Here is a 15,706-nt window from a genome sequence, read left to right as displayed (position 1 = left end):
GACGGTGCCACCGCCCCGAAGGAGCGGTGGCACCGTCGTGTCGTCAGCGCGGGATCACCCGACCGGAATAGCCCTGGGGAGCGCCGTGTCCACGGTGCTGCCGCTTCGGTCCTCGGCCGTGAAGCGAACGCCCAGGAAGCCGCCGGACTTCAGCGCCGTGTGCGGTGCGAGGAACCGGTACTCGCCGTCGTGGCCCAGCACAGGGACCTGCTCCCAGGTCACGCCGTTGTCGGCGGTGACCCAGGCGCGAGCGTGGCGCAGACCGTCGACCGCGCCCGTGACATCGGCCTTCACCAGCAGCGGGAGGCCGGCGCGCGCCCGGTTCAGCTCGTCCAGCGACGCGTCGAACGCCACGTTGAGCAGCTTCACCGGGGTCGCCGTGTCACCCGTGCCGCCGGCGGTGAAGGTCCACCTGGAGGTCGCCTCGCCGCCCATCGGGAAGATGCCGGCGGAGGTGTACGTACGGCTCAACTCGTACGAGGCCTTGTCGGCGTCGGCGAAGGTCTTGTCGATCAGCGAGCCCCGGTCGGCGGCCAGGGTGCCGTTGCGGTAGAGCCGTGTCGTGGTCTGGACGCGCTGGGGGAAGTTGAAGTCGCCGTTCTGCCCGACGCGCCCCTCCGGGTTGACGCTGTCGTCCATCTTCAACTGGAGGCGCGCACCGGTGGTCTGGCCGGTGGCGAGCACGGAGAACGGGCCGGTGAACCAGGTGTCCTTCGTGGTGGTGCCCGGCTGGTAGGTGAACTGGGCCGGTGCGTAGTTCATCGACACGCCACCCTGGTTGCGGTAGGTGAACCGCAACCAGATCCGGTCCTCGGCCTGGATGTACTCCGTGCGCTCCCGGGGGACGGTCAGGTAGGACGGCGAGGACGTGTTGAGGCCGTTCAGCCCGGTCCCGTAGACCGTGCTGCCCTCCTGGTAGCGAAGCTTCTCGTTCATGCCCCGGTACGTCATACGGACCTTGGCGAACGTCTCGACCTCACCGCGGGTCAGCCGTCGCTCGGGGTCGTCGCCGACCTCGGTCCGGGCGTAGGCCGCGTCGTAGAGGGTGGACGTGTCGCCCACGGTGGTGTCGCTGTCCGCGTCGGCGAGGCGCCAGCGCTCGTTGAAGGCGACCTTCCCGAGGTGGGCTTCCGTGGTGGGCGTGATCCAGAGCGCGTCGCGCGGGAAGGCCCCGTAGGCGCCGCCGGCCAGCATGCTGTGCCGGATGCCGTACTTGCCGTCGTCGGTCGTACGGGTCAGGTTGCCCGCCATGAACTCCGGCCGGGTGTCCTTGCCCTCCATGGACGCGGTCCAGCGGCGGGCCTTGCGGGCGTCGAAGACGATCTCGTTCGAGCCGGCCTTCAGGTCGGCGCTGACGATGGCGATCTGGCGGAGTCCGTCGATCGTCATCCCGATCATCGCCAGGCCCATGTAGCGGCCCTCGGGAACCCGCAGGTCGCGGGTGCCCTCGGCGCGGATCTCCGCGTTCAGCGAGGCACCGCTGTCGGCGTTGAGCAGCGAGATCTGGGCGGGCGCGGGCTTGCCGGCGCGGTCGAGCGTGGTGACCTTGACGGACTGTGCCCGGTCCAGGAGCAGCGGGATACGCAGTCCCTGGCCGCCACCGGCGGGGAGCGCCGTCAGCGCGCCGGTGTAGGTGCCGGTCGGCGTGCCCGTGGCATCGACGGTGAGGGTGACGTCGGTGGACTCACCGGCGCCCAGCGTCACGAAGGAAGTCGAGAGCTTCAGCATGTCGGCCGGCGGGGTCGAACCGGTCGTGGCCAGGGTGCCCTTGAGGTCCAGGGTGACGGTCGCGTCGCCCTTGTTGGTGAGCTTCACGGTACGGGTGGCGGTGCCGTCGGTCACGTCCAGGCGCCCGAAGTCGAGGGCGCCCGCGTCGGCCACGACGGTCTGCTTCAGCGCGGCGGGGAGGTTCACCACACCGGTGCCGACGTCGTACAGCGACTGACCGTTCTGCGGAGCCGTCGTGGTGCCCATCAGCGTGTGCTTGAGCTGGTCCGGGGTCCAGTCGGGGTGTTCCTGGGCCAGGACGGCCGCGGCTCCGGCGATGTGCGGGGCGGCCATCGACGTACCGGACAGTGCCGTGTACGCCGGGTCGGACTGCACGGTGCCGATGTTCGTGCCGGTGGCACGGGCCGCGACGACGTTGACGCCGGGGGCGGCTATCTCCGGCTTGACGGTGCCGTTGAAGGACGGGCCGCGGCTGGAGAACGAGGCGGTGCCGCCGATGAAGTCCACCGCGGCGACCGACAGGGCGTGCGGGGCGATCGAGGGGGCCGAGACGGTGCTGATGTTCGGACCGTTGTTGCCGGCCGACACCACGAAGAGGGTGCCGGACGAGGTGGCCAGCGCTTCGAGCGACTGGGTGACCGGGTCCTGGCCGTTCGTCGGGCCGCTGCCCAGCGACATGTTGACGACCTTGGCGCCCTGCGCGACAGCCCACTCCATGCCGGCGATGACCTGTGAGTCCGAGCCGGAGCCGTCGTCGCCGAGGACCTTGCCGATGATCAGGTCGGCTTCCGGTGCGACGCCGGAACGGAGGCCCGGTGCACCGGCGCCGCTGCCGGCCACGGTCGCCGCGACATGGGTGCCGTGGCCCTGCTTGTCGAGCGTGCTGCCGCTGCCCGAGAAGTCCTTGGTCTCACTGATCCGGCCCGCGAGGTCGGGATGGGTCCGGTCGGCGCCGGTGTCGAGCACGGCGACCTTGACGCCCTTGCCGGTACGGCCGGACTGCCAGGCGGTGTCGGCGCCGATCTGGGTGAGGTTGCGGTCCAGCGCGTCGGCGTGGACCTTGCCGTCCAGCCAGATGCTCTCGACGCCCTTCAGCTCGCCCTTGGTGTCGAGGGCGTCACCGAGCTCGGCCGCGTCGTCCTTGTCGAGGGCCGCCGTGCTCGCCTTCAGCGAGCGGAAGTCGCGCTTGGCGGGCAGCAGACCGTCGCCGGACAGCGTCTCCGGCCGCTCGGCGCCGGTGCGGCGCACGATCAGCGGCAGCGCGTCGGTGCGCGAGTCGTCGTACCCGTCGCGGATCAGGCCGTCGACGTTGAACAGCTGCGGGTCCAGGAGGGAGCCCACCTTGCCGATGACATCGCTCGGGTAGAAATACGCGTCGCCGTCGATGTCCGTACGGGCGAGGATCGTGCCCGGCGCCGAACCGGCGGCGGGCTCCGCGCTGTACGCCTTCCTGCCGTCCGCGGTGGTGGTGACCGTGACCCGGTCACCCGTGACGAGAGTGACCGTACGGCTCACCGAGGCGCCGGACGGCGTGGCGGCCGGGGTGACGGCCGCGTCCGGTACGGGCCCTGCGGTCGCCGACGGCAGGGCCGCGGGCGAGCACAGGGTGACGACGGTGATCGCCGCCACGAGTCGGGCGCGGGCAAGGGGTCTCATGGGATCTCCGGCTTCTGGAGGGGGGACGGGGTCGGCGTGCCGGCCGCGGGAGGCTGCGGCAGCTTGATGCGGTACGCACTCCGGTCGTCCGTCTCCTCCTCCTCCTCCTGGAGCAGCGTGGTGCCGGTGAGCCGGCACCACGCGCGGAGGGAGGGACGGACCTGGGGGTTGGCGCTGTGCAGTTCCAGCACGCTGCCCGCGGGCAGCTCGTACCGGTGCCGCTCCAGCAGGCCGAGGATGCGCGCCCATGGCTCGCCTCCCGCGTCGACGACGGCACGGACCGAGTCGGGCGACTCGGCGTACGGGGCGCCGGACGACGCTCGGGACGAGGCAGCAGACATGGGCGGGATCTTCCTGGGCGGGCGGGAGTACGGGCACGCTCACCCCGGGGTTCCGGGGGTAGCCAGGACCGTAGGCAACCCCTGTTACCCGCGAATTACCGCTGCTCCGGGCCGGTGGGCGGACCGGCGCTCCGGGTGACGGCCCGAGTCGCGGCCAGCTCCTCCGTCAGCCGTCGCATCCCTTCCCGTACTTGCGGGTCGCGGGCCGGCGGCATCGCTTCGGCGCAGGCCTTCAGCGCCTCCTCGGCCCGCGTAAGACGCCCGCAGCGCAGTTCGACCTCGGCGAGTCCCACCAGCGCGTACGGCAGCGCCCATGAGGTACCCAGTGAACGGGCCAGTCGCACCGCCGCGTTGGCCAGAGCCGTCGCCCGGCGGTGGTCGCCCACCAGGAGCTCGGCGCCCGCCAGATTGCTCTGGTCGAAGGCGAGCACGGTGGGGTCGCCGGTGCGCCGGGCGACCGACACGGCACGCCGCGCGAAGTCCCGTGCGGCCGTCGGCCTGCCCTCCTCACGGGCCAGTTCGCCCACGACGGAGAGCGCGCTGGAGATCAGCGCCGCGTCGCCGGTCCGCTCGGCCGTCCGCAGCGCCGCCTCGGCCGCCTCGCGGCTCTCCCGCACCTGCCCGGCGACGAGCAGCGCGGCGGCGCGCGTCGTGAACGTGCGGGACAGCAGCGGGTCCCGCTCTCCGGCGGGGAGCCGTTCAGTCTCCAGCTCCGCGCGGCGCAGAGCCGTGAGCGTCTCCTCGAAGTGCCCGGCGTGGAAGCCCAGGGCGCCGACGGCGAGATGAAGCCGCGCTCTGTCGCCGGCCGTCGACCGGTCGCGCGGAGCCCCACGGAGCACCGCGAGACCGTCGAGCGTGCGCCCGGCACGGCCGAGGACCTCGGCCAGGCATACCGCGGCACGCAGCGCACCGGAGGAGTTCTCGGCCGCCGTCAGATCCCGCAGCGCCCGCCTCAGCACGTCCTCGGCCTCCGGATAGCGGGCGGCGCGGCGCAGGACCTCCCCCCAGGCCACCCGCGCCTCCCCCGCCGCCGACCGGTCCGTGGCGTCCAGCCGGGCGACCAGTTCCCGGTAGTAGTCGCAGGCGCTGTCGTTGGCGTACAGCGAGGCCGCACGCTCGGCGGCCGCCCGGAGGAAGACCGGTGCCCGCTCGTCGTCGGCCACCGTCATGTGGAACGCGAGAGTGTCGAGGGCGTCGGGACGCAGCCGCAGCACCGTGTCCGCGTACGCATGGTGGAGACGCCTGCGCGCGGCTCTGCTCAGCTGTTCCGCGCAGGCCAGCCGTACAAGTGGGTGCCGGAAGGAGTAGCCGAGAACAGCCCGGCCGCCGAGGACGACATCGCGTTCCTCGACGATCCCCGAACCGGCGGCCGCGTCGAGCGCAGACGTGACCTCCGGTCCCTCCAGCGGCGGATGCAGTCCGGCGGAGGTGACGGCCTCCAGCTCGGTGAGCGACACGGCGGTGCCGCCGGCGACCGCGAGGGCGGCCAGCGTGCGGCGGGCGTCCCGGGGCAGTCGGGTGAGCCTGCTGCCGACGAGGCGGCGGATGCCGTCGGGGACGGCATCCGTGTGCGGTTCGGCGGTGGTGCGGTGCCGCGGTTCCATGCGCTCCAGGTCCGCCCCAGGGGTACTGGCCAGTTCCAGGGCGAACAGCGGGTTTCCGAGCGAGAGCTGGAAGATACGGGAGGCGGTACGACGTCTCTCCGCGAACTCGACGGAGCCGGAGACGGAGACGGAGCCGGAGACGGAGACGGATCCGGAGCCCGAGCGGCCGACGGGGTTCGTGCCGACGGCATGGCCCGCGGCTGCGGCGGCCAGCCCCGCGCAGTCGGCGCGGCTCAGCCGCAGGAGATCGACCTCCACCGCCATCCGTTGCCGCAGGATCCCGTCGAGCACCTGCCGCCGCACGTCGTCCGGTTCGAGCGTGTCGTCACGGCAGGTGGCGATGAACCGCCAGCGCCTGTCCTGGGTCGTACGGACCAGGAAGTGCAGCAGGCTCAACGAGCCCGGGTCGGCCGCGTGGACATCGTCCAGCACCATGAGGACCGGCCGGGCCGCCGCGAGGTCGGTGAGGAATCCGGCGACGGCCCGGAACAGGCGGGCGCGCTCCTCCTCCGGGCTCGCGGCGACGACCGGTCCCCCGCCCAGGGAAGGCAACAGGGCGGCGAGCCCCGCGTGTTCGGCACCCACCCGGGAGCGCTCCTGGACGCCGCACCCGGCGAGGCGGCCGTCGAGCGCGTCGGCGAAGACCCCGTACGGAGTCTGCCCCTCGGCCTCGTGACTCGTGCCCCACAGCACGCAGACGCCCTCGGCCGCCGCACGGCGTGCCGCCTCCGCGACCAGCCGGGTCTTGCCGATGCCCGCCTCGCCGCGCACCACGACGAGCGGGGCGTCCCCGGCCCATGCGGAGGCCGACCCCGATGACGACCCCGATACCACCCCGGGTTCCGGCGCGGGCCCGCACGCGTGCTCGACGAGGAGCTCCAGCGGGCGCTCCCGGCCGAACAACGGCAGGCGTTCGGGGCGGCGGATCGCGGGCGGCAGCGGCGCGGGTTCCGGCACGGTGGTGGCGAGCGGCGCGACAGCGCGCGCGTCGAGCGCGGCCAGGGCGGTCCGGTGCAGCGCCTCCAGCTCGGCGCCCGGCCGCAGGCCCAGTTCCTCGGACAGCGCCTCACGACAGGCGTGGTACTGCCGGATGGCCTGGCGTGGCCGGCCCATGGCACACCAGGTCCGCGCCAGCAGCAGGTGCAGCCCCTCGTCGGCGGGGAACCGGTCCAGCGCCTCGCGCAGCACACCGACCGCGTCGTCGGTGCGGCCGTCGGCCAGCAGGCTTTCCGCCAGGGCCCGTACGAGCTGTTCGCACAGCACCTCGATGCGGAGGCGGCGTTCCCGTGCCCAGTCCGCGTACCGGTCCTCGGGGAGGAGCTCCCGGCCCAAGGAGGCCAGCGCCGCGCCGAGCCCGTCGGCCTCGCCCGAGGCCAGCGCGGCACGGGCGGACTCCTCCGCCTCGTCGACGTCGACCCGTACCCGGTCCGCTGCAAGGAAGAGCACCTCGCCGTGCGCTAGGAGATACGAAGAAGGAGCCCGGGGCGCGAGATCCGGCTCCAGGGCGTGGCGCGCAGCATGGAGCGTGACCCGCAGATTCCGTAGCGCCGATTCCATCGGGATGTCCGGCCACAGCTGCTCCATCACCTGCTCGCGATGGCGCCGCTGCCCCGGGGTCACGGCGAGCAGCTTCACCAGCGTCTGCGCGGTGCTGCGCCGCCACCGCCTCGGGATCTCCACGCCGTCGTCACGGACCGCCCCGAACCCCCCGAGAAGGTGCAGGGTCAGCCGTGGAGCGAGCGGTGACTCGGCCGGTCCTGGCATGGCGCACACCTTAGCGATGATCATCCACCTTGACGACGGTGGTGTACGTCCCGGGGACCCCTTCGCTCCTCCAGCGGGTTCCCCCGGGCACGCCACCGCCGCGAGGGCGGCTCAGGCGATGTCGATGATCGTGCGCAGTGCCTCGCCGGTGTGCATCTGGCGGATGGCCTCGTTGATGTCCGTCAGCGGTACGTGGTGGGTGATCATCGATTCCAGGTCGATGCGGCCCGCGCGCCACAGGTCGATGATCGTGGCGTAGGTGCGGCGGATGTCGGCGCCGCCGTAGAAGGAGGGCAGGATCGCCTTCTCGTTGAGCACCAGTTCGGCCATGCTGATGTCGGTCATGTCGGTGCGCGAACCGGCGCCGACGAGGCAGACCGTGCCGCCGAGGCGGGTGGCGTCGTAGGCGGCGCGCAGTGTGCCGGCCTTGCCGACGGCCTCGAAGGCGTAGTCGAAGCCGAAGCCTCCGGTGAGCCGCTTCACGGTCTCCGGCAGCTCCTCGGGGGCGATGGCCTCGGTGGCGCCGAACTGGAGTGCCCACTCGCGGCGGTTGGGTGTCGGATCCACCGCGATGATCCGCGCCGCGCCCGCGACCTTGGCTCCCTGGAGGATGCTGATGCCGACGCCGCCGAGGCCGATCACGACGACCGACGAACCCGGCTTCACCTGGGCGGTGTTGAGGGCCGCTCCGATTCCGGTGGTGACACCGCAGCCGATGAGGGCGGCGATGTCGTACGGCACGTCGTCGGGGATCGGGATCGCCGCGTAGGCAGCGATCACGGCCTCCTCGGCGAACGTGCCGGCGCCCAGCATGCCGGGGACGATCGTCTCCCCGCTGCGGAAGTTGGGGTGGGCGAGGTTGCGGTAACCGCTGCGGCAGAGGTGTCCGTCGCCCGCCTTGCAGGAGGGACAGGCGTCGCACGGCGGCATCCAGCAGACGATGACGCGGTCACCGGGCTTGACGTGGGTGACGCCCTCGCCGACCTCGATCACCTCGCCGGCGCCCTCGTGGCCGGGGACGAACGGGGCGGGATGCGCGAGCACACCACTCATGGCCGACAGGTCGGAGTGGCACAGGCCGGCCTTGTGCATCTTGACCCGGACCCGGCCGGGGCCGAAGGACACCGGCTCGACGTCGACGACGTCCAGGGTGTCGTCGCCGGTCTTGTGCAGTACTGCTGCGTGCATCGTGTGCTCCTCGTGGGTGTGGTGGGGGGTCAGGATCGGGCCGGGGCGGGCAGGTGGATCGTCTTCGTCTCCTGGTACGCCGCGAAGCCCTCGGGGCCGAACTCGCGGCCGATCCCGGAGTCCTTGTAGCCGCCGAACGGGCCGACGACGTCGAAGCGCTGGCAGTTGACGGAGTACGTACCGGTACGGATGCGCCGGGCGATCTCGGTACCGTGTTCGTCCGTTCCCGCCCAGACGGTGCCGGCGAGCCCGTACGCGGAGTCGTTGGCGATGCGAACGGCGTCAGCCTCGTCCTCGTAGCGGATGAGGCAGATGACGGGGCCGAAGATCTCCTCCTGGGCGATCCGCATCCCGTTGTCGACGTCGCCGAAGAGGGTGGGCTCGATGTACCAGCCAGTGCTCAGGCCCTCGGGGATGCCGCCGCCGGTGAGGAGCTTGGCGCCCTCCTCCTGGCCGATGCGGATGTAGTCGAGGTTCCGCTGCCGCTGTCGCTCGGTGACCATCGGGCCGATCAGCGTGGCCGGGTCGGACGGGTCGCCGACCTTGAGCGAGGCGACGGCCGCGGTGAGCTTCGCGGCGATCTCGTCGTAGCGGCTCGCCGGGGCGAGGATGCGGGTCAGGGCGACGCACGCCTGGCCACTGTTGGCGAAGGCGCCCATGACGATGCTCGGCAGGGCGGCGTCGAGGTCCGCGTCCTCCAGGAGGATCGCCGCGGACTTGCCGCCGAGCTCCAGGGTGACGCGGGTGAGGTTCCGGGCGGCGGCGGCCATGATCTGCTTGCCCGCGCCGACCGAGCCCGTGAAGGCGACCTTGTCGACGTCCGGGTGGGCTACCAGATAGGCACTGGTCACCCGGTCGGCCGGCAGAACGCTGAGCACGCCTTCCGGCAGCCCGGCGGCCTCGCACACCTCGGCCAGGAGGTAGGCGTCCAGGGGCGTCTCCGGAGACGGCTTGAGGATGACGGCGCAACCGGCGAGCAGCGCGGGCGCGAGCTTGCCGGCGATGGTCAGCTGCGGCACGTTCCACGGGGTGACGGCGGCGACCACGCCGACCGGTTCCCGGCGGATCAGGAGGGGTCCGGTCAGGCCGGGCCGCTCCTCCTCCGTCGCGAGGCCCGCGGCGACGGCGAGGGTCGCGCCGAAGGTGGCGACGGCGCTGAGCGCCTGGGCCCGTACGGAGAAGGTGATGGGGCTGCCGTTCTGCAGGGTGATCAGTTCGGCGAGCTCCTGGTGGCGGGCGAGGAGACCGTCCTTGATCCGGGTGACGATCTCGATGCGCTCCGCGGGCGTCATCCGGGGCCATGGGCCGTGGTCGAACGCCTCACGGGCCGCGGCGACCGCGCGGTCCACGTCCTCGGGGGTCGCGTGGGGCACGCGGCCGATGACCTGCTCTGTCGCCGGCGAGACCACGTCGATGGTGTCCCGGCCGGCGGGCTCGGCCCACCGGCCGCCGATGAAGAGGGTGCGGTGTTCCAGGATGTCGGTCATGTGCGGGGTCCTCGCTGTCATTGCGTCATTGCGTCATTGCGCAGGCAGGGCGATACCGGACGACGGTCGACCACACGATCGAGACGATCGAGACGATCCGCCTAAGTGAACTGCGACTACTCCACGCGCAGGCATAACCTCGCTGGAATCCGGCCCCATGGACAGTTAAGTTAATTCACGCTAACGCACGTGTCCAGAGTGGCATCAGCTCGCGTAGTCATGGAAACCGCGCCCCGCCTTCCGCCCCATGGCACCGGCCGCCACCATGCGCCGCAGCAGCGGCGGCGGGGCGTACAGCGGCTCCTTGTACTCCTCGTACATCGATTCGGCGATCGACAGCGCCGTATCGAGGCCGATGAGGTCGAGCAGCCTGAGCGGTCCCATCGGGTGGGCGCAGCCGAGCACCATGCCGGCGTCGATGTCCTCGGCCGAGGCCACCCCGGACTCGAGCATCCGCACGGCGGAGACGAGATAGGGAACGAGCAACGCGTTGACCACGAAGCCCGCGCGGTCCTTGGCGCGGACGACCGTCTTGCCGAGCCTCCGCTCGGCGAAGGCCGTCACCTCTTCCGCGACCTCGGGCGCGGTGAGCTGGGTGGGGATGACCTCGACCAGCCGCTGCACCGGCACCGGGTTGAAGAAGTGGACACCGACGACGTTCTGCGGCCGCGTGGTGACGGCGGCCAGGTCGATGATCGGGATCGACGAGGTGTTGGAGGCGATGACCGCCCCGCCGTCGGCGAGGACTCGGTCGAGCCGCTCGAACACGAGCGTCTTGGCGTCCCGCCGTTCGGCGACGGCCTCGACCACCAGATCGCGGTCGGCGAAGGCGTCGAGGTCGGAGGTGAAGGTGAGCCTTCGGAGCGTCGCGTCACGCTCCTCCTCGGTGAGCTTGCCGCCGCGCAGCCCGCGGTCGACCGAGCCGATCAGCCGGGACCGACCGGCGGCCAGAGCCTCCGCGTCGCGCTCGGCGACCAGCACGTCGAGGCCGGCGCGCGCGCAGACCTCGGCTATCCCGGAGCCCATGAGGCCGCAGCCCACGACCCCGACTCGACTGAATTCACGCATCCGTCGGTTGTCCTCTTCTCTCACCACTGCCGGTGCCACCGTTCACGCTCGTCGGTGTCACACACTCCGAACACCTCGAAGACGAGCTCGCCGGCGGCGTTCGGGGCGATCCCGGCCGCCGGGCGCACGCGGGTGCCCTCGCGCACGAGGTGCGGTGGGGCGCCGACGACCCGGCAGCGGAGCGTGAAGCCCTCCGGGAACCGGACGACCGACTCGCTGCGCATCGCCCTTCGGTAGCGACTCACCACGCTCGACCGGACCACGACGCCCTGGCCGTCACTCCGGTGGGAGTCGAGGTCGCTCGACGCGCACGCCGGGCACAGCAGCCTCCGGAAGGAGGTCGTGCCGCACCACCGGCAGCGCTGATAGACGAGTTCCGCCGCCTTGAGGTCCACGTCCGCCCCTTGCTCTCCGCCGCTGTCGCCATCGCACCCTGGGGAACCTGGTTCCCTGACGTGAAGGGATCGAGTACGAGGCGAGCGTTGCATCACCACGAGCGCCAACATACCCCGTGTTTCTTGGGAAGCAAGCACGCTCAGACCTAGACTCTCAGGTTATTGCAGATTAACTTATGGCACGTCCGGCGAGTGTGCCGGACGTGCCAGGAAGGATTGGCTGACCGTGCGCCGAAGCGTGTTCACCGAGGACCACGAGGCTTTCCGGGCGACCGTCCGGGCGTTCATCGCCGAGGAGGTCGTCCCCCACTACGCGGACTGGGAGCGGCAGGGCCACGTACCCCGCGCGCTCTACCGCAAGCTCGGCGCCCTGGGCGTCCTGGGCATCAACGTGCCGGAGGAGTACGGCGGGGCGGGCGTCACCGACTTCACCTACCAGGCCGTGCTCCGGGAGGAGTGCGGGCGCGCGGGCGTCGGGTTCGGCGCCGAATCGGTGCACACCTGCCTCGTCCTGCCCTACCTGCTGGAGTTCGGCAGCGAGGAGCAGAAGCGGCGCTGGCTTCCCGGCTTCCTCTCGGGCGAGATCATGACCGCCATCGCCATGACCGAGCCCGGCACCGGCTCCGATCTCGCGGGCATCGCCACCCGCGCCCGGCTCTCCGAGGACGGCGCCCACTACGTCCTCGACGGCGCCAAGACCTTCATCACCGGCGGCGCCCAGGCGGATCTCGTCCTGGTCGTCTGCCGGACCGCCGCGTACGACCCCGCCGACCGTCGGGGCGGGCTCTCGATCCTGTGCGTGGACACGAGCTCCGCGGGTTTCACCGTGGGGCGCAAGCTCGACAAGATCGGCCTGCGCGCGCAGGACACCGCCGAGCTCTCCTTCACCGACGTCCGGGTCCCTGTCGAGAACCTGCTCGGCGAGGAGGGCGCGGCCTTCAACTACCTCACCCACAACCTCGCGGTGGAGCGCCTCGGCGCGGCGATCAACGCCTACGCCAACGCGGCAGGCGCGATCGGCTTCGCGACCGCGTACGTACGCGAGCGTGAGGTCTTCGGCAGGCCCGTCGCCGCGTTCCAGAACACCAAGTTCGTCCTCGCCGAGTGCGCCACAGAGGTCGCCGCCGCGCAGGCACTCGTCGACCGCGCCCTCACGGAACACGCCGCAGGCGAACTGACGGCCGCCGACGCCGCCAGGGCCAAGCTCTTCTGTACCGAGGTCGCGGGCCGCGTCATCGACAAGTGCCTCCAGCTGCACGGCGGTTACGGCTACATGCTGGAGTACCCCATCGCCCGCCTCTACGCGGACACCCGGGTGAACCGGATCTACGCCGGGACCAGCGAGGTCATGAAGACGATCATCGCCAAGGACCTCGGACTCTGAGCCCTTCCCCGGCTCCGATCCCGTCCCGGGCCCGGGCCCGGCCCTTCCCCTCAACCCACTTCCCCCAGGAGGACCCCATGCGTGACGCAGTGATCGTCGACGCCGTCCGCACCGCCGTGGGCAAGCGCGGCGGCTCGCTCTCACAGCTGCATTCCGCCTCGCTCTCCGCACATGTGCTCAAGGCGCTGGCCGCGCGCAACAACCTCGACCCGGCCCTCGTCGACGACGTGATCTGGGGCTGCGCCTCCGCGGTCGGCATGCAGGCCGGCTGTATCGGCCGCGCCGCCGTGCTGGCGGCCGGCTGGCCGGAGACCGTGCCCGGCGTCACCGTCGACCGGCAGTGCGGCTCGTCGCAGCAGGCCGTGCACCAGGCCGCGGCCGGGGTGATCTCCGGTCAGTACGACGTCGCCGTAGCCGGCGGCGTGGAGATCATGAGCCGGTTGCCGCTGGGCACCACCCGGGGCGACGGCACCTTCGGCGAGCCCTTCGGCCCGGACGTCTTCGCCCGCTACGACGGCATCCGCTTCAACCAGGGCACGGGCGCCCAGCTGATCGCCGACGAGTACGGCATCACGCGGACCGAGATGGACCAGCACGGCCTGGACTCCCACGCGCGGGCCGCGCAGGCCATCGACGAGGGCCTGTTCAAGGACCAGATCGCCCCGATCACCGTCACCGACGAGGACGGCACCACCCGGGTCTTCGACACCGACGAGGGCGTACGCCGCGGCTCCACCCTCGAGAAGCTGGCCGGCCTCAAGCCCGCCTTCGCGGAGGACGGGACGATCACCGCGGGCAACGCCTCGCAGGTCTCCGACGGCACCGCCGCGCTGCTGGTCACCACCAGCGAGTTCGCCGCGTCCCAGGGGTGGACGCCGATGGCCCGCATCCACACCGCGGTCGTCACCGGTACGGACCCGGTCACCATGCTCAAGGGCCCCATCCCGGCCACCGCCAAGGCGCTCAGGAAAGCCGGTCTCTCGATCGGCGACATCGGCGCCTTCGAGATCAACGAGGCGTTCGCCTCCGTCACCCTCGCCTGGCTCCGTGAGACCGGCGCGGACTACGCGCGGATGAACCCGCTCGGTGGTGCGATGGCCCTCGGCCACCCCATCGGCGGCTCCGGCGCACGCCTCATGACCACCCTCGTCCACCACATGCGCGACAACGGCATCCGCTACGGCCTGCAGTCCATGTGCGAGGGCGGCGGCATGGCCAACGCCACCATCCTCGAACTCCTGTGAGGACGAACCCCGATGCCCGTACCGCCCAAGACCGAGACGGCACCGCGCCTGGGCACGGGCCCGGGCGAGTCCCTGGGCACGGCCCACGGCAAGGACTTCGTCGCGCTCCTGGGCGTGGAGCAGCTGGAGCGCGACCTGTTCCGCGGCTGGTGCCACGACGGCATGCCCTCGCGCGCCTTCGGCGGCCAGGTGGCGGCCCAGGCGCTCGCGGCCGCCGCACTGACCGTGCCCGAGGGCCGCACCGCGCATTCGCTGCACGGCCACTTCCTGCGCCCGGGCGACACGGCACGCCCGCTCGTCTACACCGTGGAGCGGGTCCGGGACGGCTCCTCCTACCTGTCCCGCCGCGTCACCGCCGTCCAGGGCGGTGAGCTCGTCTTCACCCTCACCGCGTCGTTCAAGCGGCCGGAGACGGCCGACGACCGCCAGCCCGCGATGCCCCGGACCCCCGGACCCCCCTCCCTGCCCGACATGTACGAGACGTGGGCGAGGAACAACCCGGCGGACTTCGCGCGGGCGGAGTTCTGCCGTGTCCTCGACATGCGGTACGTCCCCGGGCCTCCCGAGCCGACCACGCCCGGGCTGACGGAGCAGAAGCTCTGGATACGCGCGAGCGAGCGGCTGCCCGACGACCCGGGACTGCACGCCTGTGCCCTGGCGTACGCCTCCGATCTCTTCCTCGCTCCGGCCGCGGCGCTGTCCCACCAACTCCCCCGGATGCTGCGCGACGAGCCGTCGTCGGTCTTCCTCACCTCGCTCGATCACTCCGTCTGGTACCACCGGCCCTTCCGGGCCGACGAATGGATGCTGTTCTCCCAGCGCAGCCCGACCTCGGTGGACGGCCGCGGCCTCGCCTTCGCGGACGTCTGGAGCATCGACGGCAGCCTGATCGCCCATGTGGTGCAGGAGACCGTGGTGCGCCCGTCGCGGGTGCGCCGCCGCTGATCCCCCTCCCTTCTCTTCTCTCACGTTCCATCGGAGGAACCCCATGTCCGACCTGGTCCTCACCTCGTTCGAGGACGGCGTCGCCGTCGTGACGATCAACCGCCCCGAGGCCCGCAACGCGGTCAATCGGGCGGTGGCGGACGCCGTCGCCGAGGCCATCGACGAGCTCGACGCCCGCGACGACCTCGTCGTCGGTGTCATCACCGGTGCCGGCGGCACCTTCTGTGCCGGTGCGGACCTGAAGGCCCTGGCCGCCGGCGAGCGCTCCGGCATCCCCGGCCGGGGCTTCTGCGGGATCACCGAGACGCCGCCCGCCAAGCCGCTGATCGCCGCGGTCGAGGGGTACGCGCTCGGTGGCGGCACCGAGCTCGCTCTCGCCTGCGACATGGTCGTCGCCGCCAGGACCGCGAAGTTCGGCCTCCCGGAGACCAAGCGAGGTCTCATCGCGGCGGGGGGCGGTCTGGTGCGCCTGCCTCGGAAGATCCCGTACAACGTCGCCCTGCAGTACGCGCTGACGGGCGACTTCCTCGGTGCGGAGCGGGGCTACGAGCTCGGCCTGGTCAACGAGCTGACCGCGCAGGGCGAGGCGCTGACGGGCGCCCTGGCGCTCGCGAGGGCGATCGCCGCCAACGGCCCGCTGGCCGTGCGTGCCAGCAAGGGGATCGTCGTGGACTCGGCCGACTGGCCGGCCGACGAGGTCTGGGACCGCAACCGGGCCGCCTGTGACCCGGTGTTCGCGTCGGGCGACGCCAAGGAGGGCGCGCGGGCGTTCACCGAGAAGCGCGCCCCCGTCTGGGGCAGCCGCTGACGGCTTCGCCGCCGTTCCCCCGCCACGGTGCGCCGCGTCGTCGAGCGCCCACGGCACCGAGGTGAACCACAGCTACCATCCCGAGGCAACGCTC

11 protein-coding genes are annotated in these 15,706 nt (G+C 71.9%); 4 read left to right on the top strand and 7 right to left on the bottom strand.

Annotated elements, in window-relative coordinates; genetic code table 11:
* Window positions 1-54 precede the first annotated feature (54 nt).
* The 7 genes from OG580_RS32010 to OG580_RS31980 form a co-directional block, all read right to left on the bottom strand.
* Window positions 55-3,384 carry a S8 family serine peptidase gene (locus OG580_RS32010; protein WP_267047130.1) on the bottom strand — a complete coding sequence of 1,110 codons (3,330 nt, stop codon included), beginning with the start codon at window positions 3,382-3,384 and terminating at the stop codon, window positions 55-57.
* Window positions 3,381-3,725 carry a hypothetical protein gene (locus OG580_RS32005; RefSeq protein ID WP_267047129.1) on the bottom strand — a complete coding sequence of 115 codons (345 nt, stop codon included), beginning with the start codon at window positions 3,723-3,725 and terminating at the stop codon, window positions 3,381-3,383. The genes OG580_RS32010 and OG580_RS32005 overlap by 4 nt, the downstream gene beginning before the upstream one ends.
* Before the next feature lie 95 nt (window positions 3,726-3,820).
* Complete coding sequence (locus OG580_RS32000; protein WP_267047128.1) at window positions 3,821-7,093, bottom strand: AAA family ATPase; 3,273 nt, start codon at window positions 7,091-7,093, stop codon at window positions 3,821-3,823.
* A gap of 111 nt (window positions 7,094-7,204) precedes the next feature.
* Window positions 7,205-8,281, bottom strand: a complete 1,077-nt coding sequence (locus OG580_RS31995) for a zinc-binding dehydrogenase (protein WP_267047127.1) — start codon at window positions 8,279-8,281, stop codon at window positions 7,205-7,207.
* A gap of 29 nt (window positions 8,282-8,310) precedes the next feature.
* Entirely contained in the window at window positions 8,311-9,768 is a 1,458-nt protein-coding gene (locus tag OG580_RS31990; protein ID WP_267047126.1) for an aldehyde dehydrogenase, read from the bottom strand.
* 204 nt (window positions 9,769-9,972) lie between these two features.
* The gene (locus tag OG580_RS31985; RefSeq protein ID WP_267047125.1) at window positions 9,973-10,836 is read right to left on the bottom strand and encodes a 3-hydroxybutyryl-CoA dehydrogenase; all 864 of its coding nucleotides are present in this window, start codon (window positions 10,834-10,836) and stop codon (window positions 9,973-9,975) included.
* 20 nt (window positions 10,837-10,856) lie between these two features.
* Window positions 10,857-11,231, bottom strand: coding sequence for a Zn-ribbon domain-containing OB-fold protein (locus tag OG580_RS31980; RefSeq protein WP_267047124.1), 375 nt, complete (start codon window positions 11,229-11,231; stop codon window positions 10,857-10,859).
* A gap of 226 nt (window positions 11,232-11,457) precedes the next feature.
* On the opposite strand from OG580_RS31980, the gene OG580_RS31975 reads away from it, so the two are divergent.
* The 4 genes from OG580_RS31975 (at window position 11,458) to OG580_RS31960 (ending at window position 15,612) form a co-directional block, all read left to right on the top strand.
* Window positions 11,458-12,615 (top strand): acyl-CoA dehydrogenase family protein, encoded by a 1,158-nt coding sequence (locus OG580_RS31975; protein ID WP_267047123.1) that lies wholly within the window; start codon window positions 11,458-11,460, stop codon window positions 12,613-12,615.
* Window positions 12,616-12,692: 77 nt separating this feature from the next.
* The gene (locus tag OG580_RS31970; protein WP_267047122.1) at window positions 12,693-13,859 is read left to right on the top strand and encodes a thiolase family protein; all 1,167 of its coding nucleotides are present in this window, start codon (window positions 12,693-12,695) and stop codon (window positions 13,857-13,859) included.
* 12 nt (window positions 13,860-13,871) lie between these two features.
* Window positions 13,872-14,804 (top strand): acyl-CoA thioesterase II, encoded by a 933-nt coding sequence (locus OG580_RS31965; protein ID WP_267047121.1) that lies wholly within the window; start codon window positions 13,872-13,874, stop codon window positions 14,802-14,804.
* A gap of 43 nt (window positions 14,805-14,847) precedes the next feature.
* Window positions 14,848-15,612, top strand: a complete 765-nt coding sequence (locus OG580_RS31960; protein ID WP_267047120.1) for a crotonase/enoyl-CoA hydratase family protein — start codon at window positions 14,848-14,850, stop codon at window positions 15,610-15,612.
* Window positions 15,613-15,706 lie beyond the last annotated feature (94 nt).

This window comes from Streptomyces sp. NBC_00094 (assembly GCF_026343125.1).
Lineage (GTDB): Bacteria > Actinomycetota > Actinomycetes > Streptomycetales > Streptomycetaceae > Streptomyces.
The sequence above is the reverse complement of the archived record's forward strand: the minus strand, read 5'-3'. Positions and strand labels throughout refer to the sequence as shown.

Bases quoted from the DNA above. Each gene is read 5' to 3' on its own strand.
- OG580_RS31970 (WP_267047122.1), top strand. From the start codon at position 12,693: ATGCGTGACGCAGTGATCGTCGACGCCGTCCGCACCGCCGTGGGCAAG.
- OG580_RS31965 (WP_267047121.1), top strand. From the start codon at position 13,872: ATGCCCGTACCGCCCAAGACCGAGACGGCACCGCGCCTGGGCACGGGC.
- OG580_RS31985 (WP_267047125.1), bottom strand. From the start codon at position 10,836: ATGCGTGAATTCAGTCGAGTCGGGGTCGTGGGCTGCGGCCTCATGGGC.
- OG580_RS32000 (WP_267047128.1), bottom strand. From the start codon at position 7,093: ATGCCAGGACCGGCCGAGTCACCGCTCGCTCCACGGCTGACCCTGCAC.
- OG580_RS31990 (WP_267047126.1), bottom strand. From the start codon at position 9,768: ATGACCGACATCCTGGAACACCGCACCCTCTTCATCGGCGGCCGGTGG.
- OG580_RS31960 (WP_267047120.1), top strand. From the start codon at position 14,848: ATGTCCGACCTGGTCCTCACCTCGTTCGAGGACGGCGTCGCCGTCGTG.
- OG580_RS31995 (WP_267047127.1), bottom strand. From the start codon at position 8,281: ATGCACGCAGCAGTACTGCACAAGACCGGCGACGACACCCTGGACGTC.
- OG580_RS32005 (WP_267047129.1), bottom strand. From the start codon at position 3,725: ATGTCTGCTGCCTCGTCCCGAGCGTCGTCCGGCGCCCCGTACGCCGAG.
- OG580_RS32010 (WP_267047130.1), bottom strand. From the start codon at position 3,384: ATGAGACCCCTTGCCCGCGCCCGACTCGTGGCGGCGATCACCGTCGTC.